Below are 25,064 nucleotides of genomic sequence, written 5' to 3'. Positions count from 1 at the left end.
ATAGGGGTTTACTCAAGTCAATTAATCATTAAGGCCCAAAACATCGGCCATGGAATAAAGTCCATGCTTTTGTTTGTGCGCCCAGAGCGCAGCTTTCACCGCGCCATCGGCAAAAATCGAGCGATCCTGTGCAAGGTGCGAAAGAACAATGCGCTCGTTATCACCGGCAAAAATAACCGAATGGTCACCGACCACAGTGCCACCGCGCAAGGATGAAAAGCCTATTGTACCGGTTTTTCTTTCGCCTGTATGCCCGTCACGACCGCGCACACTCACATCTGCCAAATTCTGGTTGCGGGCCTCTGCGGCTGCTTTGCCCAAAAGCAGCGCTGTGCCGGAAGGAGCATCAACCTTTTTGCGGTGGTGCATTTCGGCAATTTCAATATCGTAATCTTCCATATCCAGGGCTTTGGCCGCTTTTTTGACGAGCTCCGCAAGCAGGTTTACGCCAAGGCTCATATTGCCCGATTTGACAATTGTTGCATGAGCTGCAGCCGCTTTGATTTTCTTTTCATCTTCTTCGGAAAAACCGGTCGTGCCGATTACATGGACAATGCGCGCCTGTGCCGCATAGCCGGCATAAAGCACACTTGCCACCGGACTGGTAAAATCAAGAACACCTTCGACCTTGGCGAAAACCGGCAAAGGATCATCGGTAATGGTGACGCCAAGATTTGCCTGACCAACAAGAATGCCTGCATCCTTTCCGATAAACGGAGAACCCGATTTGACAATGGCACCTTGAAGTTCGACACCGTCAATCCGACCGATTGCCGAAAGCAGCTCTCTTCCCATTCTACCATCAGCACCAACCACAGCCAAACGCATCGTTTTCTCCTGTCCATCATCATCGGAAAATCATTTTCTTCCGTTTTATCTGATCGGCAAGAAAATGAGAAGAGCTTTAACCGGTGAATAAAGCGGCATCCCGTTTTTTAAAAAACATTTGGTTGCCGAATTTTGAACGCTGGTTTTCGTCATGTCGATTTGTCTTGGCTACAATTCCGGTTTTCTTTTTTGCTTTCTTCTTTTGAGATAGGGAGATTTGGAAATTAGAAAAATTTGCGGAATGTTTTCTTGAGTAAAACGGGTGGCCGAGCCGGATGTTTTATTCAAAAAACGCCGCGCTTTTGTTTTTCGCCCAGGAGTAAGAGCGTTCGGTTTTATAAAGAATAATATTTCCTGACCAGTGAACAATAAAAATAAACTTATAGTTTAAAATTCTAAAGCGTTCAATCACACTGGTAAATTGAAATGAATGGAATATTATTTATGTTGATCATATCTAAGCAGGATAAACGTGATTTTTAGATTTATCGAATGAATGATATTGGAATATATTGATATTAAAATTGGAAATTTTTCTAAAATTTGAATTTATATGTAAAATATATTATATTCAAAATGACGTTAATGAATAATGTCAATCGGGTCCATAAAGGCAGACATGATGGCTGTCATTTCCCATTTATTTATGCATCAGGTGGGGTGGTGCATAAGAGGTGAGTCAAATGATAAACACATCCTATTCCGCTTATGGCATTAATCAATTTTCCACTCAGAATACGACGACAACGTCCGGCCCCAAGGGGAGTGATACTGCAACATCGGTTGCGGCCGAAAAGTTGAAACCTGCCCGTATCAACGTGACAGATGATGCTGAAAGTTTCAAAGGACTATCACGCAGTCAACTTGCTGAAATTATGGCCAATAAAGATGGCCTCTATACAGAAGACCAGCAGGATACAGCAGAGTTCTTCATTTATGAGATGGGCATGGATGAATATACGAGGGTCTATCAGGCGACTGGTAGTCATAGAGCCGGTTTCGAGGCGTTGATAAAGTTTGAAGATCAAGCTGGTCCCTTAGAAAAGCAGACGTTTCAATGGGCAAAAAGGCGTGCGAATGCGGTTGTCATTTACGAGAACTATGCTCGAAGCGATGGTGTTATTGCCAAGGATTATGACATCGGAAACAGTCTCTATAAAAAGTTGAAAGCTTTCTATATTCGCATGTCTAACGAAAGTTCTGTAGCTTTCCTCGCTGGTCGCGAAATGCCCGACCTTTACGGTGATCCGGAATATAAAAAGATAAAATCGGATTTTTATGCGGAAAACAGAACGGGCTTCAAATTTACCGTGTGAGCCGGTTTCACGTCTTCATCAGCAGAAGTTGTAATTGTTTTGATTGTCTCATGCTCTGTTGTGTATTTTCCGGTTTAATTGTCGGCGAGAGGCGGGATGTTATCGAGAAATCGGAAAGTCAGGATGATTGCAAACGAGCGGTGATTTGCTGGCGCGATTTTTCTTATGTATTTTAGAGATTTCATTCGGTTCGGAAATTAATTGAAACAATCCTGCTTTGCCATTTCATTGATGCGACATTGTCCGGATAATTTACCGGAACAGTTTTGAGCCCTGATTGTAGAGATGAAATCCTCTAGAAGCTTTGCCGATAAAACATCGGCTTTGAATAGCTCAAAGAGTTTCGCATTTCTTGGTTTTTCATGTTTTCCGTGCTTGCCGTCCTTCACAGGGATTTTGTTTCATAAATAAAAGGCCTTACGGTGTGTTTTCCGTAAGGCCTTAATTCGTTACCGGTTAAAATCTATAAGGCACGAATTTCCCGTCAGTCAAAATCAATTCGGCAAAGCGCGTCTTTTCGAGATTGGCTAAGCGTAATTGTTGCAAAATGCAAAGCTTTGCCGGAGTTTGAAATTTTGCTTTGCCAAAGCTCGAGATGTTTCTCTGCCAAAGCGTGTTTTATCAGAACTCGTATTTGAGTTTGACACCGCCACCGCCACCCTGGCGGGCGCCGACATAGCCTTGACCATCGACATTGATTGTCAAAGCCTTGTTGTCTTTCAACGGGTTCATCTTGAAGCCTGCTTCAAAAATGCCGGTCGAACCTTCAAGTGACGGTTTGTGCAAATCGAATTCATAAGCTTGTGCCCCGACATCGCCATCAAACTCGTAATCATAGGTTGCGCCGATATAAGGCTTGAACCAGTCATTATATTGATAGGAATACCGTGCGCCAAGCTCGACACGTGAACTCGTCGAACTGTCGAAATGCAATCGTTCAGCGTTGATTTTAACCGTGTCGCTTTCCATATGTGTCCATAAATAGCGGCCATAGACATCAAGGGCACGTTGATCATCAAAGTTGAAGACATAGCCGCCGGTAACATGACCACCGAAATAATTGACCGTGCTGTTATAAGAACCGTGATAGTCGACCACCTGTTCCTCAAGACCGAATTGGCGACCGGCAGTAAACTTCCCGTCCGACTGGCCGAAACGCAAGGATGCATCGGCATAAAGCCCGTCCGTTTCGTCGGGTTTCAGGTTTTTGACCAATCCGAGGCCGGTGCCGGCAAATTCGATACGGGCGAGAATGCCGCCGCCCTTATAATCGCTGTCACCATCACCATGGACGGAAGCGAAACGGTCGAAACTGTTATAGGTGTCATAAGTGCCGCGACCATATTCGAAAAATGCGCCGGTTGTGACTTTATGACCGGCTTCAAGGTTAAAGCCGAAAGCAAGACCGGCAATCATATTGAAACCGTCAATACTGACATGGCTTCCTGTCTGATAACGGGAGGAAGAACCGCCGGTGATGATAAAGGGAACATAGAGCGGATGATTGAAGCGGTTATCCGTTCTTGTTGCCATACTGCTGATTGTGCCCATGCTGTTGGCAATAACATCGGAGCCTTGCGAAACAAAGGCGAGGCTTGCTGCACGCCCTTCCGAATAAGCCTTTGACTGCGGGTTTAATTGTGCCGCCGATTGATCCCCTTGGTGATTGTTTCCGCCGCCATTATTGTCACCGGTATTATCACCGCCGGTATCTCCGCCGCCGGTATTGCCACCACCTCCGGTAATATCACCGGTGTGATCGTGATCTTCACCATGATCGTGATCGGGAGTTTTGTCGGTTTTCTTGTTAATTTGCAGAATGAAAGCGGTGTTGTCTCCGGCCTTATTTTGTTTAAGCGTTGTATCGTAAAAGATAAATTGTCCTTGTTTGAGTGTATAGGAAGCAGGTGACCAACTGCCGGCAGATTTATCAATCATGGTCACCATATCGCCAGCCATAAATCGCGGACCATTCGGGTCAAGACCGGCAATAGTGTGTTTGGTATTGGTTAGATCAACCGGTGTACCGCCTTCGGCAATTTTTATCACCGTATCGCCATTTTTTACATCCGTCGGCAAAGTCCAGTTATAATTTTCAAAATTATGGATACCGGCAACCGTTCCGCGGTAACCGTTGAGATTGAGAGTATTGCCGGAAAAAACATCGGCTGTAAGGCTGTCTTGACCATCACCATTAAGGCTGCGTCCACCCCATATCGAGCCGTATTTTATGACATTTCCTCTCTCATCGCGTTCGCCAATGACGATCTGGTCACCGTTAAGAGTTACACTATTGTGGTTGGCATCGCCGCCGAACCCGACCTCGCTGTTGACGAGCTTATTTTTGTCGTCAAAGTGAGTGCCAGCTTTTCCACCTTGTGAAAGACCGCCATAAATATCTTTATTGATTGCGGATTTTCCGGAAATCTCAATTCTATTGCTACTGACATCGCCGGCATCACCACCTTTGCCGCCGTTTTTGTCAATGCTTTTGCTAATGTCGCCAAAGCCACCGTCGCCGCCAATGCTGATGCCGCCATAAACGCCGGATTTATTTTCGCCATTAGTGGTTGCTTTCGTGCCATAAAGTGTCACGTCGGTCAAACTGATACGGTTATTGGTGACATTGCCACCTTTGCCACCATTACCATTGGTTTGTGTCGCGTCATATCCTATTCCGCCAGCGCCACCGACACTTGCACCACCATAGATACTTCCGCCGTCCGAACCGCGAATGCCGGACCCTTCATTGCTATTGTTTTCGCCTTCGATTTTTCCGGCAGCGCCGCCAGCACCACCGTGAAGTTCTACCCGTTCAAGGATAATGATATTGCCACTCACAGTACCGGCATTGCCACCAATGCCATTTATCAATCCCCCTTGCGAGCCATAGCCACCGGCCCCACCAAGGCTGATCCCGCCAAAAACGCTGCCGCCGCCAGTGCCGCCGGCACCGCTTCCCCCCATACTGACGCTCTTATCGCCTTCTTCGTCCAAGATTGTAATCGTATGGGAAATTGACCCACCGGTACCACCCGCATTGCCATTCAATGTGGAATCGACAATTTTTATCCGGTTATTGATGACATCGCCGCTATCGCCGCCATTGCCATTATATTTTTTTGAATTCGAACCGTTACCACCGCCGCCGCCGGTACTCAAACCGCCGATAACACTGCCGCCGCCTATGCCGCCAATTCCTCCGCCTTGACCGCCATTGCCGCCAATGCCACCATTCAGTGTTGTGTGATCAAGAGAAATAATATTGTTGCTCACAACTCCGCTCGCGCCGCCATTACCGCCTCTACTCTCGCTATTTTCTGTGTTTAATGCTGCGTCACCTGCACCACCGGCACCCCCCATGGAAAGACCGCCAAAGACCGTAGCGCCGCCAGCGCCGCCGGCACCACCACCACTTGTTGTGCTCGAGCCGCCAGCACCGCCAGCACCTCCGTCAATCGTGACATCCACCAATGTAATGCTATTGGATTTTACATAATCGGCGATACCTCCGTTACCGCTCGACGTATCAGCGGCATAGCCAGAGCCACCGGCACCACCGATGGTCATGCCGCCAAAAATCAGACCACCGCCCATGCCACCAACGCCACCGCCGCTATTGGGGGCGCCGTCACCGCCTTTACCGGCATTTCCGCCTTTGATTGTTACATGGGTCAGGATGAGTTCGTTGTCATGGATGGCGCCACTATGACCGCCATCAGAATTCGAGGCGCCGCTACCTCCGGCAAAACCACCTCCGCCGGCAATTGCCAGGCCACCTCCGATTATACCGCCGCCAAAGCCAGCCGTTCCGCCACTCCCGTTATCGCTTAAGGTCGAGCCGCCATTACCGCCATCGGCTCCGGTCAAAGTTACATCCGTTAAAATAACGTGGTTATCGGAGATGACACCCGTTGATCCACCCTGACTATTATGTCGGGTTCCGTTATAGCTGGTGCCACCGGCACCGCCGATAGAAACACCGCCCAAAACACTTGCACCGCCAAAGCCGGCGGCACTTCCACCGGCTTTCGAACCACCATTGCCGCCTTTGCCACCATAAAGGTCGGTTTTTTTCAAAGTAACATAATTGCCGCTTATGTCGCCTCCGTTGCCACCATTTGAACCATCGGCGGTTGAACGTGTTGACCAGGCTCCGGCACCACCGATACTGATAGCGCCAAAAACCGAACCACCCCCCATGCCGCCAACAGTGCTTCCACGATGGTTGTTATCGGGTGAACTATTTCCCTCACCCGCATCGGCTCCATGAATGGCGACATTATCAAGGGTAACATGAACACCCTTGATGTAACCGCCATTTCCTCCCAAGGCCACATTCGTACCATCATAGGCAGTACTCCCCGGGGCGCCTGCACTGAGGCCACCAAAAACCGAGCCGCCTCCCATGCCACCAAGCCGACCGGCTTGTTCGGCATTTGTTGCTTTGTTTGTGGCACCGCTCCAGTCATATTCAACATCTTTGACCGATACGATCGCCCCAGTGTTAGAGGCTCCGTCAATGCCATTATTGCCAGTGACATCATATTGCACAGAAGCAAAGCCGTAGACATTATAGGGAGCAATAGTGTTTTCCCAAAGCGTTCTTTGCCCCGCGACTGCCCCTTTAACGGTAATGTTATTGGTTTCATCACTCGTGCGCGGAAGAAGGCTCATGCGGGACGCATTTATATCTGTCGGATCTGCGGTTAAAACACTCTGATCAGTGCCGTCATAGGTAAGCTCGTCAGCTTTCAGCTCCTGCATTGTCATGGCTGAAAGAGCCACAGTTGAAAGAACAATGCTTGAGGCCGCATTTAACAAGCCCTTCGAGAGGCGGCTCAGATTAGAAGAAAGGTGCATAAAATTTCCTCGCTCTTTCATGGCCAAGGCCAGCGTCGCAAAAAACAAGAAGCGCTCTTTATCGGCAGGTAGCTGATTAATTGATGGCGCATGAATCAGCTATAGTCTATCTTGCTATGTTGAAATTTAAAAGGAGAAAAACACAAAATTATGTAATCAATAATAAATAGAAAATAACACAAAAAAATTTTAATTCATAAAATAAAATAAAATGTATTTTAAATTAATTTTTTATAAAACAAAATAACTTAATAAAATTAATATATATATTTTTATATTCAAATATTAAAAAATAGTATTTTAACGATAATAAATTAGCCGGCATAATAACGATATTTTAACAATAATTCTCAAAGTGAATAAAAGTGTAAATCGTTTTCATATAATATATTTTCAGGAAGGAAAAACAGTGAATTCTAGTCGAAAAACTCTGGTTTTAGCGGCGCTAAAAAGGGAATAATGGAATTTCATCCTTCGTTTTTCTTTAACCTTCTGGAAGAAATGTCTGGCACTATGGCGGAATAGTTTAAAAGCCGGTCGGGATTGCAACACTATGCTTTTTGACAAAGTTTGAAAAAATGTCACAAAACAGGTTGGTTATTTTGTGTCATAAAGGATTTTCCACTCCGCTCCAGTCATATTGCACGTCTTTGATCGTAACAACGCTATCTTTGGTGGAGGCTCCGTCAATGCCGTTGTTTTCCCGGCCAAGTCCGACTTCAGTCTGTATCGAAGCAAAACCATAGACATTATAAGGCGCAACAGAGCTTTCCCAAAGTGTTCTTTGCCCCGAGACCGGCCCTTGAATGGTAACAGTGTTGGTTATATCGGAACTGTGAGGAAGAAGGCTTGAATGCGGGGAGTGAAACTCTGTGGGGTCGGCCTTTAAAATGCTGAGGTCTGTCCCGTCATAGACAATCTCTTCTGCTTGAAGAGCCACTATCATAAGCCCCGAAAGTGCAACGGTCAAAAGTACAATGCAGGCAAGTACAATTCGGGAAGCAGTAATGAAAAAATACCGGAAAATTTGGTATGATTAGAAGAATGGTGCATTGCAGTTTATGACTTTCAGATAGTTAAAGCCGATATTCTTGAAATAATAAAAAGTCTTTTTATAAGAATTATATGATCGGGTGCTGATCCATGAATCGCGCAAAAACTATATTATCGTATTAAAAAATAAAAAATATGAGTTAGTTTCACATACAAAGGTTAGAATAAAAGTTATACGGAACGGATTTTTGCTTCTATAAAATAAAATATTTAATTAAAAATTATATATAAAAAATTAATACATAAAATAAATTTTAATATATAATAATAATTTATTTAAAATTGTAGTTTTCAATACAATTCGAATAATTTATTCAAAATAAATGAGATAATTATCATGGAAAGCGATAGAGAATAATAAGACGGCAAAATAAAACCGGAAAGTTTGGCAAGAAAGTAACGAAAAAGGTGTTTTTTTATCCGGTATTATTCCACACTTATTTTTTGCGTGGTTATGCCAAATGCCAACAATTCCGTTTCGTTTCGCAAGGCTCCGATCATTTCCGGAACGGAGCTTGACCTGTGTTCAAGATTGGCGAATTTATGAGTTAAAGATTGGCAAATTTACGTTTATAAGATCGGCGATCGAGAGAGGCTAAAGAAGAGTGCGCCAAACACTTGGCTCCTTCTTGGCGTTCATTCACAGTATTGTGCTCCCATCCGACAGAATGATGAAATAATGCCCGTCTGAAAAAGACTTGAACTGGCACAATCGGCCGCCGCAAAACCTTGATTTGAAAAAATGCCGGAGGAAAAGTTACTTATGGCTGTGCACCCAGAAACGGCCTTTCATATCAAGCATGAAACGCTCGGGTTGATGAACATAGGATTCCATACCGACGAGTGCGGCCCGGGGATGGGTGATGACAAATGTGGGGATTTTTTCAAGCAGTTTTTCATGTGGTTGTTTATGGATGAAATTTTGGCGGAATGCATCCTCGTCAATGAGAGGTAAAAGTTCCGGCAGAATGCCGCCACCGATATAAACACCGCCTTCGGCCTTGAAAACGAGGGCAAAATCACCCGCCAAACGCGCCAGATAATTGATAAAAAATTGTACCGTGTCATAAGCTTGTTGTTCATGGGCAGTTAAAGCTTCGGAGGTGATGACTTCGGGGACTTCGATGGTGGGTGTTGCGCCGCGCATATCGCAAATGGCACGATAGATATTTAAAAGTCCGCGCCCGCTCAACAATTCCTCGGCACTCACACGCCCGACGATCTTTTTCAAAAACGGGTAGAGCGCAAAGTCTTCTTCGCTTTGCGGGGCAAAGTCGATATGCCCGCCTTCACCTTCAATCGGGATATAGTGCCCGTTCAGATAGGTAAGACCGGCAATGCCAAGCCCCGAACCGGCACCGATGATAACTTTTGTATCATCTGTGGCGGTGTTTATCGGGCCGATTGGCTCAAGATATTTTTGCGGCAATACAATCGTGGAAAGTGCCTGCGCCTCGAAATCGTTGATAATGAAAACTTCATTGAAGCCGAATTCTTCCATGAGGTGGCGAGGATTGATGACCCAGTTGCAATTGGTAAGCTTGATAACCTCTCCCGTTACCGGACCGGCAATGGCGAGAAAGAGCGATTTTAAGGGCGCTTTTATCAATGGCAGAATGGTCTGGTGAATGGCTTCTTCAATAGTTGGAAAATCATTCACTTTGCGGGTGGCAATGGCCATTTGTTCGCCGGCCTGATTGAGGATGAGCGAAAACCGCATATTGGTGCCACCAATATCGCCGATAAGAACAGGAAATTCCAGATTTTGATTTTGCATGAACCATTCCCCGGTTTGGTGGTTGGGTATTTCATTGCAATTATATCATTGATGAAAAATTGCAAAATATAGTTTATTTAGCCGATTTTTCCGGTGCGTCCAAAACCGCCGTGCATTCCTTCGGCAATTCCGAAACCATCATGATATGCGGCTTCGGCGGTGTGGTGGTTACGGGTTTCTTCGGCTTTTTATCGGCCCATGGCTCGTCGGTAAACCACCAGGCAAGCGATTTGTCGCAACCGTCACCACCTGTCACTTTTGGTTGTGGTTTGCAATTTTCAGAACCCGCCTGGCATTTTAGCCGGACATGGAAGTGCCAGAAATGCCCCCAATAGGGGCGCACTTTTTGGAGCCACGAACGGTCGCCGGTCACTGTATCGCATAATTGTTTTTTTATGCCCGGATGCACAAAAATGCGCTCGACTTCAGGGCTTTCAGCTGCGTCGCGAATAAGTGCGGTGCGCTCGGGTGTCCATTTTTTCGGGTCGGCATAAAGCGAATCTTTTTTAAGCATAGATACGCCTTGCATATTTTCTCTTTCTTCCCGACTTAAACGGTGGTCGGGCATGGGGGTGAGCCAGATATCCGCATCAAGCCCGATCTGGTGGGAGGCGTGCCCGTTCAGCATCGGCCCGCCGCGTGGTTGCGAAATGTCGCCAATGAGGAGGCCCGACCAGCCATCTTTGGCGGCCTGCCGCGACAATTGCTCGATAAAGCGTATGGTTGCCGGATGCCCCCAATTGCGGTTACGCGAAAGCCGCATGACTTGCCAGTTCGGCCCGTCAATCGGTAGCGCTACCGCGCCATTAAGACAGCCTTTGGAATAAAAACCGATGGATTGCGCTTGACCGGTCGAGGGCAATTTGACGGCGCCAAAAGCCTGTTTTGCCGGTTCGTCAGCATGGGCAGCCGCGATAGGCAAAAAAACCGCTGCCAATGTTGTTGCCAAAATCCGGTTGAATGACTTGAACTTTGAAGACATCCCTAACGCCTTTCGAACGCGCAAACTTTTTTCAAAAGCACAATAATTTAAAAACTTGTCACAATTTAAAAACTTGTCACTCGTCGCAAGCACCCGCCCGCCTTTCGGATTTGCGTGCGAGCTTAGATCTTTTTATCCCAAAGTTTATCTTTCCACATTGCCTCCAATGCGGTTCGATAATCGGGATATTTCAGATTATATCCTGTTTTTAAAAGTTTATGATTCAATATTCTTTTATTATCACCATAAAAAGAACGTGCCATGGGCGACATATCGGCTTTTTCAAAGGGAACTTCTTCAAGATCCATTACCCCCATCAATTTTGCGGCATAATGCATGACGGCTTCAGGCGCTGCCGGTTCATTATCGACAATATTGAAAATGCCTTCACATTTTGCCGAAGAAAATGCCTTGATGACACCGGCAATATCATCAACATGAATGCGGTTGAAAAACTGCCCCTTTTTGATAACAAGCGTTTTGTTGCCCTGACTCAATTTCATGAAAGGATTGCGCGAAGGGCCATAAATGCCGCCAAGGCGCAAAATGGCAACGGGAATATTGCGTTTTTCCCCGAAAGCCTGCCATTTCTTTTCCACTTCAAGGCGGGAAATATTGCGTTTAAGCGAGGGGTGACAGGGGGCTTCCTCGTCAATCCACCGGCCATCATGATTGCCATAAACGCCAATGGTGGAAAGATAGCCTATCCATTTTAACTCCGGCATAGATCCAAGAATGTCGGGCCGGTTCAAAACCGCGTCGCTCATTTTATCATCGGGTGAAACCGAAATAACAAGATGTGTTGTTGTTTGAAGCCTTTCAAAAAAAGTTCGGCTCGGCTCGTCAAAAAGAAATGGTTCGATATTGGCGCTTTCGAGAGTGGCGAATTTTTCTTTTGTGCGTGTGGTGCCGCAAATCCGGCTTTTTGTGGCAGAAGGCGCGGTGTCTGATGTGTTGGCAACGGGGTTGCCGTAAAGCAAACCAAAGGCGCGAGCAGAGAAGCCCGCTCCAAGCATCATGAATTGTTCCGCTGCTTTTCCCTTTGCTCTATCCTGTTTCAATCTTCCCATTCCTTTAATACATCGGGGTTTGAAGAGAATGTTATAGAACGCTTTGCCAATTCATCAAATTCGGCTTTTGTGAGGAGTTGTTTCAAGGCCCAGACGGCCATACCGGCAACAAGCGGGTCGGGATCCTTCAAATGCGGCTTGACCACACTGACGAGTTTTCGGTCGGCGCTGTTTCCCGCAGCAATCAGACAATTGCGGATGAAGCGGTTGCGCCCGATGCGTTTGACCGGAGAAGCGGTGAAAAATGAGCGGAAGGCTGCATCATCGAGTTTCAAAAGAAAATCGAGTTTCGGAGCAATCAGATCTTCTCGTGCTTTGAGTTTGATTTCTCGTGTCGTTCGGGCAAATTTGTTCCACGGGCAGGCGGAAAGGCAATCATCACAGCCATAAATACGATTGCCGATGGCTTTACGGAATGAAAGCGGGATTTGCTCTTTAAGTTCGATGGTCAGATAGGAAATGCAGCGGCGTGCATCAAGCTGATAAGGGGCAGGAAAGGCATGGGTAGGGCAGGCGGAAAGACAGGCGTGGCAGGAACCGCAATGGTCGACTTCAGGCTCATTAAAGGGAAGTTCCACATCGGTAAAAATGGAACCGAGAAAAAGCCATGAGCCGAATTCGCGGCTTACAAGATTTGTGTGCTTCCCCTGCCAGCCAAGTCCGGCAAGTTGGGCAAGCGGCTTTTCCATAACGGGTGCGGTATCGACAAACACTTTGACATCACCACCGAAACGCGAAACAAAGCGCGAGGCCATCTGCTTGAGACGCCCCTTTATCAATTCATGATAATCACGATGGCGCGCATAATAGGAAATATTGCCGGAGCTTTTGTCGGGTCTCTGGTGGAATTCATGCGCGTCCGGCCCGTAATTCATTGCAAGCATAATGACCGACTTGACGTCCGGCCATAAATTCACAGGTTCCATACGCCGTTTGGCGGTTTCAACCATCCATTCCATGGTGCCGTGATAGCCTTGGTGCAAGGCTTCGACAAGGTGATGGGCAGCTTTTTGATTGTTACAACCGGTGATGGCTATCGCATCGAAACCTTGCGCTGCGGCTTCTTTGACAAGAAATTCCCTGAGGACCAGAAAATCCTTGAGTTTTGCTTTGTCCTTAGAAGTCGAGATCGGCATAATGCGTGCTCGGAGCAATGCCTCTTATGCGGTCATTCAAAAGCGGACGGAACGAGGGTCTCGATTTGATGCGCATATACCAGTCGCGCGAGGCAGGAAAAGTTTTCCAGTCGATTTCTCCCATAAAATCAAGAACAGAAAGAGCCGCAGCAGCGGCAAGATCGGCATAAGAAATGGACGTTCCGGCAAGCCAGTCACGCGAGGCGGCAAGCCATTCGAGATATTTCATGTGCGGGCGGATATTGGCACGGGCATAGCGCAAAGTTTGTGAATCGGGTGCTCCACCACCCTGAGCGAGCGGTATTTCGCGTTTATAAATACGTTCGCGCACAATGTGACGGGTTACTTCGCTTTCAAGCTTCGATAAAAACCATTCGGTCAAGCGGCGAACCTCTGCGCGTTCAAGCGGGTTTTCGGGAAAGAAGCGCTGGTCACGACGCAAGCCGCCGCGCGTTTCATCAAGATATTCATAAATGACATAGGCACCGCAAAGCGGCACTTCCCGCTCGGCTAACAATACCGGCACGCTGCCGGCCGGATTGAGCGCAAGAAATTCGCGCCGGCGTGCCCATTCATGCTCTTCGATAAGATTGGTGGCAACATCATATTCATTAAGGATGAGCCTTACAAAACGGGACGAAGAAGACATCGGATGATGAAAAAGCGTTAGCATGACTACTCTGGTTTTTAAAAAACTTCAAAAGACCTTATAGAACCCATTCGCCCGAAGAACAAGAAAGGGAACCACGGTGCTTCCCCTGTTGCAACACTCATGCTTAACCAATTGTAAAACGCGGCAAAAAATTGTCTCTCAACGTTAATAATTTGAAAACGGAATGTATAAACCGGTGACGTTGAAAAGATGTATTCATCCATTGTTTTGACGTTCGGGTTGTTTCATCTTCCCCCTTCAAAATTTCCTTGAGAATTCACTTGAGAGTTCAATTGTAAACCGATGGCTTTCCCGTGAAGACGTTTTTCGGAGAAGTACCAGAGCCTGTTTTTAAAAAGATAGCTCTCGAAAAGGGAGAATTCTTAAAAATGCAGGCAGGATTTTTTAAAAAACAGGAAGTGATTTTCCAAAAGCCGGTCTTTGCCAACAGTGTTTCAATGATGAGCCCTTGAGTGCAAACGGTGTCGGGCGTGCCAAAACGGTTTTGTTTGTTCGTTGTGGCGCGCATTTTCAGCCGCCAGTTTTGAAAACGAAATCGGGCACAACTTGAACGGGTCAAAACTTGGAGGGGCTTAACTTGGAAGGGGCTTAACTTGGAAGGGGCGAAACTTCAACCGCGTAAAATTTGACGGGGCAAAACTTGAACGGGGCAAAATTCAATGAACAAAAATTTATCGGGCAAAAACTTATCGGGCAAGCGGATTGGCGGCCTCTAAAATCGTTTCCCTCAAATCATCAAGGCCAATGCCTTTTTCCGAAGAGGTGGCGATGATATGGGGAAAAGCGGCAGGGCGTTTGACGATCACCTTATGGGTATTATCAATCAATTTTTGAAGCTCGGCCGGTTTGATTTTGTCGATCTTGGTGAGAACAATCTGATAGGAAACAGCAGCTTTATCAAGAAGCGTCAACACATCCCCGTCATTCTTTTTAATGCCATGGCGGGAATCAATCAGCACATAAACGCGTTTTAAAGTGGTGCGGCCGCGCAGATAGTCGAAAATGAGCTTTGTCCATTGGTCGACCTGTGCTTTCGGTGCTTCGGCAAAGCCATAGCCCGGCATATCGACAAGTGCGAGTGGCGGCAAATCGTCCACAGTGCCGGCAAAGCCATCAGGCACAAAATAATTGAGCTCCTGTGTGCGGCCGGGGGTGTTCGACGTGCGGGCGAGACTTTTATGTCCGACCAACGCATTGATGAGCGAGGATTTGCCGACATTGGAACGGCCGGCAAAGGCAATTTCGGCGGGCCCTTCGGGCGGCAGAAACTTCATTGCCGGTACACCGCGGATAAAAATCCAGTTACGGGCAAAAAGTCCCGCCAATGCAGGACTGTCTGTCACTTATTTGGTCTCTTTCTTCGGTTTCTTTTTGAAGATGGCTTTGAGATTGTCCCAAAGTTCGATCTTTGCACCCTGACTTTTCATGATGATTGCCTGCTGGCAGATCGACAGCGTGTTGTTCCATGCCCAGTAAATAACAAGACCGGCAGGAAACGAGGCGAGCATGAAGGTAAAGACAATCGGCATCCATGTGAAAATCATGGCCTGTGTCGGGTCGGGCGGTGTCGGGTTCATGCGCATTTGCAAGAACATGGTGATACCCATAATGACTGGCCACGCGCCAATCATCAAAAATGCCGGAACATTATAGGGAAGCCAACCGAACAGGTTAAAGAGCGAGGTCGGGTCGGGAGCTGCAAGGTCCTGAATCCAGCCAAAGAACGGCGCATGGCGCATTTCAATGGTGATGTAGAGGACCTTATAAAGGGCAAAGAAAATCGGGAACTGCACAAGTAGCGGCCAGCAACCGGCGAGCGGATTGATTTTCTCGGTTCTGTAAAGCTCCATAATGGCTTGTTGCTGCTTGACCTTGTCATCGGCATATTTGGTGCGGATTTCCATCATTGCCGGTTGTACGACCTTCATGCGGGCCATGGACTTGTACGACTTGTTGGCAAGCGGGAACAGAACTGCCTTCAAAATGACAGTGACAAGCAGAATGGCAACGCCGAAATTGTTGGTGAGCTTAAAGAGAATGTCGATCAAAGCAAACATCGGCTTGGTGATGATCGAGAACCAGCCCCAGTCAATCAACAATTCGAATTTTAAAATTTTGAGATTGTCCTGATAGGCATTGATGGTTTCAACGCGTTTTGCACCGGCAAACAAATGATTGGTAACAGTTTCGGTTGCACCGGAAGCAACGGTGATGACCTTGCCGGTCAAATCTGACTGATAATGGGTGGAAAGACGGTCGAAATAGACAAAACGGCTGGTATATTCCTCATCCTGCGGAGGAATGGCAGCAACGGCCCAATATTTGTCGGTGATGCCGATAAAGCCGCCTTTGACCTTGTCGAAAACCATTTTCTTTTCGTTCGACGCATCGGGTTTCAAATCTTTCAATGCGGAATATTTTTCTTCCTTGAGGCCGTCATCACCGGCAACGCCGATCATGCCTTCATGAAGAAGATAGGTGGCACTTGCGTGTTCGGGAGGAGCAGCGCGGGCAACGCGCGCATAAGGCAGAAGGCTTACAACCGAAGAGGCATTATTGGTGACACTGTCGGAAATGGTGAACATATAATTTTCGTCAACCGAGATGACACGGTGGAAGACCTGACCCTGACCATTATCATAGACAAGATGGACAGGTGTCTTGGGGGTCAAGGTTGTGTTTTCGCCATCAACCTTCCATTCGGTATTGAATTGCGGCAGGCTTCCGGCAGGCAATCCCTTGCCGGTAAAACCGAATTCGGCAATATAGGTTGTGTTGAAACCGTTCGGGTTAAGAAGGGCAATTTCCGGCGAATTTTTGTCAACCGTCAAGCGGTAATTTTTCAAAAACAGGTCATCGAACTGGGCACCGACAAGATTGATCGACCCTTGAAGCTCGGGCGTGTCGATTGCAACACGTTTGGATTTTTTAAGCGCCGCATCCCGTGCGTCCGGTGTCATTTCGAAACCGGCGGGGTTTGTTTCTTCTTTGTTTTGCGGCGGTGTTACAGTGCCATTTTCGGCAGTCGGAACGGCCTGATTTTGCGCGTTTTCATCTTTCTCGATCTGGCGGGCAATTTCTTGAGCCTTTTGCTGGTCGGCATTTTTCGGCGCAACATAAAAATACTGCCATGCAAGAATGATAAGGAGCGACAATCCAATAGCAATGAAAAAATTACGATTATATTCCATGAGCGATTGTCCTGTTACCGTTTCGAGTTTTGTAATTTTTGCCTGAACCGGCGTTCCATTTCTCCGGTCAGACTGTCGAATGATGCTAGAAGCGCATCGGGCCGCGCAATAATGACATAATCTGTCCCGGCGGCAATGTCACGCTTTAATGAAAGCCGGAAAGCCTCGCGTAAACGCCGTTTGATGCGATTACGCTTGACTGCATTACCATTTTTGCGTGTGACAGTAAAACCGACACGCGGCGGCGTTATTGCCCTGATTTCTTCCGGCAAATTCCGGCTTTTCGATTCGAGAAGAAAAAACGGACCGCGCCGTTTTTCGCCGTTTCTTAATGCCAAAAAATCCGCCCTTTTACGAAGGCGGAGGAAGGATTTGTCACTCATCGGAAAAACCTCTGACAAAACTCTGCCTTGAAAGAGCGGGTTTTAACGGACGTCTCGACACTGGCCTTTTTACAACAAAAATGGGAAAACCGGTCATAATGCCTATCTTTCCCGTGGTTGTAAAATCCCTGAAAAACCGGAAAAAGAAAACCGGAAAAATTGGAAAGCCGGAAAAAACCGAAAAATCAGGCTGAAAGGCGCTTGCGACCGCGGTTGCGGCGAGCAGCGACGACTTTGCGGCCACCAAGGGTTGCCATGCGCGCACGGAAGCCGTGGCGGCGTTTACGGACGAGTTTGGACGGTTGATATGTACGTTTCATTTATTTAACATACCGCGGCGTGCGGCCCTTCTTGGTTCTATGTGCGGTTTTCCGCCGGTTGAACAGTTTTCAAACCCTGTACCTTTTTAAATAAAGCACAAGGCAATTTTTGCGCTTATACGGTTTAGTTTTCATCGAGTCAATTGCCGTTCGTATTTCGCCCCTGTCTAATTTCAACAGAATATTGGTCGCGGCGGCCTTTTATCTGGGGCTTTATATGGGCTTCGTCAACAAGCTCTTTTAACGTTTTTTTCGTATCGACCACTTTGAGGTCATAAAGATAGGAGGGGAGCTGTCCTGAAAAGAGAATGCGCCAGTCAAGCGGAATACCGGGGTCGAGTACGCGAGCCATATCGAAAACGACTGTCGTGCAATTAGCCGTAACCGTGTTATAAAAGCGTGCTTTATGGGCAAGTTTATCGGCTGTTTCGAGATAGTTCACAAAGAGTTCTTTTATCTTTTCCTGACGCACATTGATCGGATAGCGATAAACGTCTTCATGCCTGATATCGGTGCGCAATTTTATGATGTCTTCTTCAGGTGCGGCTATCATGATCAATTCGAATTCTTTGAAAAAACCGCCAATAGCCGAAAAGCTTTGTTCTTTTGTGCGCCGGATTTCGGCAGAAAACACCAGATGGCGCCCGTCCTTGAAGGTAAAGCCCACAAGTGTGTGGGCAATATAGGGACCCATCCAGTAGGATAAATAGACATCAAGCCCGATAAGATCATTGATATTATAAGTCCCGTTTTCCCAGTTTTCCTTTCCCTCGTAAGGCGCGATCCATTCGAAATTGCGAATGTTTTGAAGATGGACAATATCGGGATTGATCGGGTCGAATGTGGCTTCCACACTGCGCGCAAGCTCGGGTGCCCAATCACGGTGCAGTGTCGGCCTGATTGTCGACCACCATGTGATCACGCCGATAAACATAAGTGCTAAAAGAATACGCGATTTCCATGGGGCTTTGAATTCGAGGATAAGCGCATAAATGCCGACGACCACCCATAAAGCGGCAATAAAGACAAAGCCCGCCATATTGAACGGTAACTGGTAGAAAAACGCAAAGAGGCTCCATACCAGCATGAAAAAGGCAAAACAGACCCACACTATACGCGCAATTTTTGCAAGAATACGCAATAGAAAATGTGACAGAGTGCTTTCCCGATGTAAAATAACTTTATTCATAACTACCCGAATTCATAATGACCCGATCAATCAGAAAATGCCTTTTTATTAAAAAATATTGGCCTGATGTAGTCCTTTCAAAGAATAATGTTGTATTCAACCAGAAAACAACCTATGATTGTTAATTGTAGCGTAAGTGTATCGGGTGGAAAGATGAACGAACATTGCACAGATATGCAACGACTGATCTTGATGATTCGTCAATATCTTTCAAAGCAAAATCGTTCGATCGAAGAGCCGGTCAACAGTGTTTTCGAGGTTGAACGATCGTTGAGAGAATTTCGTTCCTTTGATAACAGCTGTACTACTCCCGATGAAATTCTGCGTCGGCTATTGTGTATCGAGGCTTTGAGACTGGGGATGATTTTGTATTTCGGCGATGATTACCGGAATTTCGCAAAAAGATAAGGGCTTTTCCGAAAACGCTTGTTTAAAAACGCTTGTTTAAAAATGTTTTTGGGAAAAAGCGCCGCCTTACCCCAAAACTTATGCGAAAATGTGCGAGGAGAGAGGGGCGTACGGGTCTGCTGCAAATCTTTGCAACAAGCACATCGGCAATAAGCGCATGGCCAACAAGCATATCGCCAACAAGCAAATCGGATTTTCCGTTTCGGCAAATTTGCTCATTGAAAGTCGATATTCTATTTCGATATTGGATATTTCATTTGATGACGGGTGGCAAAAGCCCCTCGCTGTTTTTTCATGTGTTGTTTTTTCATGTGCTGTTTTTTCATGTGCCGTTTTTCCATGTGCCGTTTTTCGATGTGTTTGTCTTTAAGTTTTTCTGACAGCTTAAGGGAGGCGCTATCGGCTCTTCACTGCGAATTGTTTTGGTTAAACAGCCTTTAACCCTTATATTGAAGAATTGTTAAAAGGTTCATCGGCATAATGGAGTTATGACAAAAAAGTCCGTTTTTTTTCTTGCGTTTATTGTTCTGGCATTGGCAAATTTTGTTTGTGATGCCGTGGCTTTCACTCAGCCATCTGTCAAGGATATGTGCGGCCATTTCATGAATGACGATTTTGCGGGTAAAACAACCGGAGCGGAAGAAAACGAGGGCACATCCGCTATCCGGCCGTTGATAGTGCCGGACAGCGCCAATTATCGCGCCGCCAATGTGTTGAAAGCCGACGCCGGAGCCAAGCGTTCAAGCATAGCACGCAATTTCACCGAAAGCGGTAATCTTATAAAAAGCCGCGAAATTGTAAAAAGCCGCGCCAATATAAAAATAAACGCCGATATAAAAATAAACGCCAATAAAAATATAAACGATGGTGTAAAAAGCCCTGACAATGTCATGAAGATCAATGCAACCATGGCGAACGGCACAGTTCAAAACAGCGTTGTGCCGCTTAAATCCGGTTTGGCAAAATTGCCGGGAAATTTGAGGGCCAATCCTGAAGCCGACACCGCCAACAAAACTCCGGATAAAGGAATTTTTATGCAAAAAAATAATGATGACCGTGCCGATATTGTTCGTCTTGATAATTTCCGTTATCGCATTGACCGCGCTGCCAACCCGTCAGGCGAAGTCATTATTCTCTTGCATGGGTCGGGGGGTGATGAAACCACATTGTTATCCTTTGCCCGCCCGATTTGGCCACAGGCAACACTTTTGGGCATTCGCGGGCGCATTGTGCAAAATGGCGAAACGCGCTGGTTTAAAAAAATTACACCGACAAAATTCGATCAGAAAGATGCGGTTGACGAGGCGGAAGCCTTTGTCGAGTTTTTGACCAATTCTGGTAAAGAGGATCAATATGATTTGTCACGGGCGACCTTTGTCGGTTATTCGAACGGCGCCAATTTGCTGGCGGTCATTATGATGCGCCATCCCGAACTTGTCCGGCGTGCAGTTCTTTTGCGTTCCATGCCGGTTCTGGATACTTACCCGCATAAAAATTTGTCAAAAACCAATGTGCTGATTATTTCGGGGAAAAAAGATTCCCTTTATTCGCCTTTTCAACCGGCTTTGTCGGCGATGCTTACTAAAAACGGTGCCAAGGTCGATAGTGAAATCGTGAACAGTGACCATATGATTGGTGAAAAAGATCGCGAGATGATTGTGAAATGGTTGGGCAACCAAAATTCAAGCCGCATTTTGGCCAATACAAAAACCGGAAAAACTGCTCATTAGCCGGTTGACCAACGGCTTGTCACCGCGATAGGAAAGGAAAAAAATCCAGCAAATTTGCAGGAAGGAAAATTTCGTGTCCAATATCACAAGCGATGATGTTGTTGATGAATTGCGTAAGGTCAAAGGGCCCGATTTTGAAAGCGATATTGTTTCGCTCGGGCTTGTTTCGGAAATATTTATTTCCGATGGCAAGGTATTTTTTTCGATAACTGTGCCGGATGAAAGGGCACAAGAACTGGAGCCGTTGCGACAGGCCGCGCAGAAGGTTGTCGAGGCAATGGATGGCGTTAAAGCCGCAATTGTCACATTGACTGCCGAGAAAAAGGGTTCGGCCAATGCTACTGAAACGGCAAATAACGCTGCGCCCCATAAGGGACCGGCAAAAAGAATTGTTGTCGAACCGGGGCACGCGAACCCGAAAATTGCGCGTGCAAGCCATGGCATTGGTGAAAAAAAGCCGATTGACGGGGTTAAACATATTATTGCTGTTGCATCCGGAAAGGGTGGCGTTGGCAAATCGACAACTGCAATCAATCTGGCTTTGGCACTTGCCGACAAGGGGCTTAAAGTTGGGCTCTTGGATGCCGATATTTACGGGCCGTCCTTGCCAAGGCTCACCGGCCTTATCAACCAGCGCCCGCGTGCGGTTGAAGGCAACAAGCTTGAAACGCTGGAAAAATTCGGCCTGAAATTGATGTCGATGGGCTTTCTCGTGGATGAAGACCGGCCAATGGTTTGGCGTGGTCCCATGGTGATGTCGGCTGTCACCCAATTTTTGCGCGATGTTTTATGGGGGCCGCTTGATGTATTGGTTGTCGATATGCCGCCCGGCACCGGTGACGCACAATTGACACTTGCCCAGCAAGTGCCGATGACCGGCGCGGTGATTGTGTCCACCCCTCAGGATTTGGCGTTGGTTGATGCGCGCAAGGGCATAGAGATGTTTACCAAGGTCGGCGTGCCGATTCTGGGCGTGATAGAGAATATGAGCTATTTTATCGCTCCCGACACAGGCAAGCGCTATGACATATTCGGCCATGGCGGGGCACGCAATGAAGCCCACCACCGGCAGGTGCCTTTTTTGGGCGAAATTCCGCTTGATCCGGATGTGCGCGCTTTGTCGGATGCCGGTACACCGGTCTATATTGCCAAACCGCAAAGCACTTTTGCCAAACTTTATAGCGAAATAGCCGATCGGCTAAAAAGTAACCTTTTGTAAACGAAAAGGCGAAATTTAACCCTTTGTAAACCATGTTTTGCGATTCTTTAAAAGTTGTGTTAGGTTGACTTTGCAACTTAGGTGCCTAAATGTCGTTTTCGAACGCTGTTCAATGCCTTTTCACAACATTGGATAACGTTCCGGAGCTTCATTGAGTGTGGTGCGCTTTCATGTCGAACATCGGTTTTTCACGAGGTTATCCACATAAATGACTGAAAAATGACATTTTGGTCACAGGATTGCCATGAAATTGGCTCATCGGGAGTTGTCGCGCAAAGAGTACGGCGGCAAAGTGTACAGCGGCAAAGAGTACAGCGTATGTGCGTTTTTGATGGCCAAAATATTTGGCTTTCCTGAATATTTTATGAAAGCCTGAACAAGTTGAATGGGGCTTGGACAGGTTTTAAGAAAAAGTTTGTATTAAAAACGGGTGGTGTATGACTAAACGACGTTTGATAGTCAGTGGCAGTATTGTCGTACTAACGGGTTTTCTGGGAGCATGTACCCAGCAAAATAAGCCCAAAGCCGAACTCGCTGATGAAACCGCGTCGTTTGCACGTGTCGGAACAATGACAACGCCGTTATCATACGGTTATCTGATTGACAAAAAAATTCCGGTTCCGGTGTTCAAGGAATTGGCATATAATGGAAAAGAAGCCAATCCTGCAGCTCTCGCTAGAGAAAATGCCGCCAATCCCGATGCCCTCAAATCCTCGTCGGGGCCCGTTGAACTTGCCCATGCAAGCCCGGAAGTCGAACAGCTCATTTCCAAATATTCAATGGCCTATAATGTGCCGGAAAGTCTCGTAAGACGCGTTGTCAAACGCGAAAGCAATGGTAACCCCAATAGTCGTAACGGGCCCTATCTCGGTCTCATGCAAATCAGTCATCCGACCGCCAAAGGTATGGGCTACCAAGGAGATCCGAAAGGGCTTCTTGACGCAGAAACGAATTTGCGTTTTGCCGTGAAATATCTGGCAGGAGCCTATAAAGTGGCAGAAGGCGACGAGACGCAGGCCGTGCGTCTTTATGCCCGCGGTTATTATTATGATGCCAAGGCTAAAGGACTTTTAGGCGAGACAGGGCTTGGCGACAATTCCGGCATTTCGGATGACGCAAGAAATGCTGTCGAATCGGTTACCAGACCGAAAACCGATGCCAGCACCGGTAACGGCACGGTCAATATTCCGATACCACAAATGAAAAGTAGCGGGACCTGATTTTTAAAAAAGTCGGGTTCACCTCTTTGATTGTTATGCTTTTGCCAAAAGAAAAGCACATAAAGATCACTTACGGGCAAGCGGCCGGTTTTATGGGGCGCGACACTTACCAATATTAAAACCGGTATCAAGCGAAGCAAGCACTATTAAGCAAAGCAAGATTAAGCATAATCCATTCAAGCTTTCAAAAAAAATGCCGGTGAATGAATGCTGTTTGGCGTGTCACTCGACAAGCTGTTCAACAATAATAGAGATTTCATCGAGTGTAACAGAGTGGCTTTCCGGAAAAAACTGACCGGTTGCATATGTTCACTGCGCTCCAAGGTCGAGTGATCTCATCATAATAATCTATCCATAATAATCCGGCCATCATGATCTGACTTTGATGATCTGGCCTTGGTGCTTCGCTTTGGTGATGATCTGACCATCATGGGAAACCGATAGCATCGAAGACCGGAATACATTGACCAGCTTTCTAAAAACAGCACTTAAGTTTTTTCACAAAAACAGGTTTTGATACAGTTTCTTGATTGTCGTTTTGTTACAATTTCCCGATTGTCATTTCAAAGAGCACTGTTTGTCCAACAATGAGAATAAGCGCCCCGAAGAAGTGAATGCTGTTTTGAAAGTTTTTGCCCGTAACTGACAGACGTGAACCGGTTTAAGCCTGATTGTTTTGAGCCTCGTCAAAATTGTCGGACAAAAGGTGCACAATTGTTTGGTCTTGAAGCACAATTACTTGATAAGAGACGATAATTGCTTGATAACAGGGTACAATTGCATGATAAGGATGAGTGGAAAGTTGTACTTTCGGCCTATGCCTGATAATGAGCTTTTTAATGGAACCTATTCTGTTCAAGAACAGTTTGATTTCAAAAATTAAGGAAGTCGGAACAGGACCGGAACAGGATTTATACCACTTGGAGTCAATTCCAGATCGTTAAAATAGGTCAGGATTGTTAAAAGGGTTGAGGTTTGTTAAAAGGGTCATGGGAATGGAGTTTGATTGATGGCAAGTGTTATGCGAGATCGGTTAATCGTCGGATTGGACGTGGCTGATATTCGGCAGGCAGAAAAGCTGGTTGAACAATTAGGTGATACAGTCGGCTTTTATAAAATTGGCTATCAATTATTGTTTGCAGGCGGGCTTGAATTTGCCCGTGAACTCAAAGCGGCAAACAAAAAAGTTTTCCTTGATATGAAACTCCTCGATATCGACAATACGATTGCGAGTGCGGTTCAAAATGTCGTCAAGCTCGGTGTCGATATGTTGACTGTTCATGCCTATCCGAAAGCCATGCGGGCAGCGGTAGAAGCGGCCAAAGGGAGCAATCTTTGTCTCCTCGGTGTGACGGTGCTCACCTCTATGGATGACGCTGATCTTAAAGCGGCAGGTTATTCAGACGATGCCAAAACATTGGTGCTAAAGCGGGCGAAAGACGCGCGTTTGGCAGGAATGGGTGGAATTGTCGCTTCGGCTGCGGAAGCCCAAGCATTAAGAAATGTTATTGGCCCTGATATGGCTCTGGTCACCCCCGGTATTCGCCCCAAAGGGGCAGATAAAGGCGACCAGAAACGTGTTATGAGCCCGAAAGAAGCGATTCAAGCCGGTGCAAGTCATCTTGTTGTCGCCCGACCGATTGTCAAAGCGGACAATCCGTTACAGGCGGCCAAGCTGATTTTAACTGAAATGGAAGAGGCTTGAT

19 protein-coding genes are annotated in these 25,064 nt (G+C 46.6%); 6 read left to right on the top strand and 13 right to left on the bottom strand.

Annotated features, from left to right (window positions below; genetic code table 11):
• Window positions 1-21 precede the first annotated feature (21 nt).
• Window positions 22-828, bottom strand: a complete 807-nt coding sequence (dapB, locus tag H3S82_RS10075; RefSeq protein WP_077972525.1) for a 4-hydroxy-tetrahydrodipicolinate reductase — start codon at window positions 826-828, stop codon at window positions 22-24.
• Between the two features lie 683 nt (window positions 829-1,511).
• Here dapB and H3S82_RS10070 point away from each other — a divergent pair.
• Window positions 1,512-2,144, top strand: a complete 633-nt coding sequence (locus H3S82_RS10070) for a hypothetical protein (RefSeq protein WP_198232360.1) — start codon at window positions 1,512-1,514, stop codon at window positions 2,142-2,144.
• A 621-nt stretch (window positions 2,145-2,765) separates the two neighbouring features.
• On the opposite strand, the gene H3S82_RS11340 is transcribed toward H3S82_RS10070, so the two are convergent.
• From H3S82_RS11340 to H3S82_RS10010, 12 genes are all read right to left on the bottom strand, one after another.
• Window positions 2,766-7,007: an autotransporter outer membrane beta-barrel domain-containing protein gene (locus tag H3S82_RS11340; RefSeq protein WP_198232359.1), complete on the bottom strand. Its 4,242-nt coding sequence runs from the start codon at window positions 7,005-7,007 to the stop codon at window positions 2,766-2,768.
• A gap of 607 nt (window positions 7,008-7,614) precedes the next feature.
• A complete protein-coding gene (locus H3S82_RS10060; RefSeq protein WP_198232358.1) occupies window positions 7,615-7,947 on the bottom strand; it encodes a hypothetical protein in 333 nt (110 codons plus the stop codon).
• 870 nt (window positions 7,948-8,817) lie between these two features.
• Entirely contained in the window at window positions 8,818-9,837 is a 1,020-nt protein-coding gene (locus H3S82_RS10055; RefSeq protein WP_198232357.1) for a glucokinase, read from the bottom strand.
• A 73-nt stretch (window positions 9,838-9,910) separates the two neighbouring features.
• Entirely contained in the window at window positions 9,911-10,819 is a 909-nt protein-coding gene (gene mepA / locus H3S82_RS10050; RefSeq protein ID WP_198232356.1) for a penicillin-insensitive murein endopeptidase, read from the bottom strand.
• A 122-nt stretch (window positions 10,820-10,941) separates the two neighbouring features.
• A complete protein-coding gene (locus H3S82_RS10045) occupies window positions 10,942-11,880 on the bottom strand; it encodes an NAD(P)-dependent oxidoreductase (protein WP_246785269.1) in 939 nt (312 codons plus the stop codon).
• Complete coding sequence (gene queG, locus H3S82_RS10040; protein ID WP_198232354.1) at window positions 11,877-13,025, bottom strand: tRNA epoxyqueuosine(34) reductase QueG; 1,149 nt, start codon at window positions 13,023-13,025, stop codon at window positions 11,877-11,879. The genes H3S82_RS10045 and queG overlap by 4 nt, the downstream gene beginning before the upstream one ends.
• Window positions 13,006-13,698 (bottom strand): glutathione S-transferase family protein, encoded by a 693-nt coding sequence (locus tag H3S82_RS10035; RefSeq protein WP_198232353.1) that lies wholly within the window; start codon window positions 13,696-13,698, stop codon window positions 13,006-13,008. Before H3S82_RS10035 ends, queG begins: the two co-directional genes overlap by 20 nt.
• Before the next feature lie 686 nt (window positions 13,699-14,384).
• A complete protein-coding gene (yihA, locus tag H3S82_RS10030) occupies window positions 14,385-15,041 on the bottom strand; it encodes a ribosome biogenesis GTP-binding protein YihA/YsxC (protein ID WP_198232352.1) in 657 nt (218 codons plus the stop codon).
• Window positions 15,042-16,889, bottom strand: coding sequence for a membrane protein insertase YidC (yidC, locus tag H3S82_RS10025; protein WP_198232351.1), 1,848 nt, complete (start codon window positions 16,887-16,889; stop codon window positions 15,042-15,044).
• A gap of 14 nt (window positions 16,890-16,903) precedes the next feature.
• A complete protein-coding gene (gene rnpA, locus H3S82_RS10020; protein WP_198232350.1) occupies window positions 16,904-17,272 on the bottom strand; it encodes a ribonuclease P protein component in 369 nt (122 codons plus the stop codon).
• 185 nt (window positions 17,273-17,457) lie between these two features.
• Window positions 17,458-17,592, bottom strand: coding sequence for a 50S ribosomal protein L34 (gene rpmH / locus H3S82_RS10015; RefSeq protein WP_075869057.1), 135 nt, complete (start codon window positions 17,590-17,592; stop codon window positions 17,458-17,460).
• Between the two features lie 139 nt (window positions 17,593-17,731).
• The gene (locus tag H3S82_RS10010; protein ID WP_198232349.1) at window positions 17,732-18,781 is read right to left on the bottom strand and encodes a DUF4105 domain-containing protein; all 1,050 of its coding nucleotides are present in this window, start codon (window positions 18,779-18,781) and stop codon (window positions 17,732-17,734) included.
• 896 nt (window positions 18,782-19,677) lie between these two features.
• On the opposite strand from H3S82_RS10010, the gene H3S82_RS11425 reads away from it, so the two are divergent.
• The 5 genes from H3S82_RS11425 (at window position 19,678) to pyrF (ending at window position 25,063) form a co-directional block, all read left to right on the top strand.
• Window positions 19,678-20,919, top strand: a complete 1,242-nt coding sequence (locus H3S82_RS11425; RefSeq protein WP_198237147.1) for an alpha/beta hydrolase — start codon at window positions 19,678-19,680, stop codon at window positions 20,917-20,919.
• A gap of 73 nt (window positions 20,920-20,992) precedes the next feature.
• Window positions 20,993-22,138, top strand: coding sequence for a P-loop NTPase (locus tag H3S82_RS10000; protein WP_198232346.1), 1,146 nt, complete (start codon window positions 20,993-20,995; stop codon window positions 22,136-22,138).
• A gap of 244 nt (window positions 22,139-22,382) precedes the next feature.
• A complete protein-coding gene (locus H3S82_RS11310; protein WP_255519312.1) occupies window positions 22,383-22,514 on the top strand; it encodes a hypothetical protein in 132 nt (43 codons plus the stop codon).
• A 61-nt stretch (window positions 22,515-22,575) separates the two neighbouring features.
• On the top strand, window positions 22,576-23,358 hold the full coding sequence (locus H3S82_RS11420; protein ID WP_198232345.1) for a lytic transglycosylase domain-containing protein: 783 nt from the start codon (window positions 22,576-22,578) through the stop codon (window positions 23,356-23,358).
• 1,009 nt (window positions 23,359-24,367) lie between these two features.
• Complete coding sequence (pyrF, locus tag H3S82_RS09990) at window positions 24,368-25,063, top strand: orotidine-5'-phosphate decarboxylase (protein WP_198232344.1); 696 nt, start codon at window positions 24,368-24,370, stop codon at window positions 25,061-25,063.
• Window position 25,064: the final 1 nt, after the last annotated feature.

The sequence above is a fragment of the Bartonella sp. M0192 genome (assembly GCF_016102305.1).
GTDB classification, from domain to species: domain Bacteria; phylum Pseudomonadota; class Alphaproteobacteria; order Rhizobiales; family Rhizobiaceae; genus Bartonella; species Bartonella apihabitans.
This window is presented reverse-complemented; position numbering and strand designations above follow the sequence as displayed.

What these genes read in the sequence shown, in the direction of transcription:
- yidC (WP_198232351.1), bottom strand. Translation starts at nt 16,889, where the DNA reads ATGGAATATAATCGTAATTTTTTCATTGCTATTGGATTGTCGCTCCTT.
- pyrF (WP_198232344.1), top strand. Translation starts at nt 24,368, where the DNA reads ATGGCAAGTGTTATGCGAGATCGGTTAATCGTCGGATTGGACGTGGCT.
- rpmH (WP_075869057.1), bottom strand. Translation starts at nt 17,592, where the DNA reads ATGAAACGTACATATCAACCGTCCAAACTCGTCCGTAAACGCCGCCAC.
- H3S82_RS10055 (WP_198232357.1), bottom strand. Translation starts at nt 9,837, where the DNA reads ATGCAAAATCAAAATCTGGAATTTCCTGTTCTTATCGGCGATATTGGT.
- H3S82_RS11425 (WP_198237147.1), top strand. Translation starts at nt 19,678, where the DNA reads ATGACAAAAAAGTCCGTTTTTTTTCTTGCGTTTATTGTTCTGGCATTG.
- mepA (WP_198232356.1), bottom strand. Translation starts at nt 10,819, where the DNA reads ATGTCTTCAAAGTTCAAGTCATTCAACCGGATTTTGGCAACAACATTG.
- H3S82_RS11340 (WP_198232359.1), bottom strand. Translation starts at nt 7,007, where the DNA reads ATGCACCTTTCTTCTAATCTGAGCCGCCTCTCGAAGGGCTTGTTAAAT.
- dapB (WP_077972525.1), bottom strand. Translation starts at nt 828, where the DNA reads ATGCGTTTGGCTGTGGTTGGTGCTGATGGTAGAATGGGAAGAGAGCTG.
- queG (WP_198232354.1), bottom strand. Translation starts at nt 13,025, where the DNA reads ATGCCGATCTCGACTTCTAAGGACAAAGCAAAACTCAAGGATTTTCTG.
- rnpA (WP_198232350.1), bottom strand. Translation starts at nt 17,272, where the DNA reads ATGAGTGACAAATCCTTCCTCCGCCTTCGTAAAAGGGCGGATTTTTTG.
- H3S82_RS10070 (WP_198232360.1), top strand. Translation starts at nt 1,512, where the DNA reads ATGATAAACACATCCTATTCCGCTTATGGCATTAATCAATTTTCCACT.
- H3S82_RS11420 (WP_198232345.1), top strand. Translation starts at nt 22,576, where the DNA reads ATGACTAAACGACGTTTGATAGTCAGTGGCAGTATTGTCGTACTAACG.
- H3S82_RS10010 (WP_198232349.1), bottom strand. Translation starts at nt 18,781, where the DNA reads ATGAATAAAGTTATTTTACATCGGGAAAGCACTCTGTCACATTTTCTA.
- H3S82_RS11310 (WP_255519312.1), top strand. Translation starts at nt 22,383, where the DNA reads ATGAAATTGGCTCATCGGGAGTTGTCGCGCAAAGAGTACGGCGGCAAA.
- H3S82_RS10035 (WP_198232353.1), bottom strand. Translation starts at nt 13,698, where the DNA reads ATGCTAACGCTTTTTCATCATCCGATGTCTTCTTCGTCCCGTTTTGTA.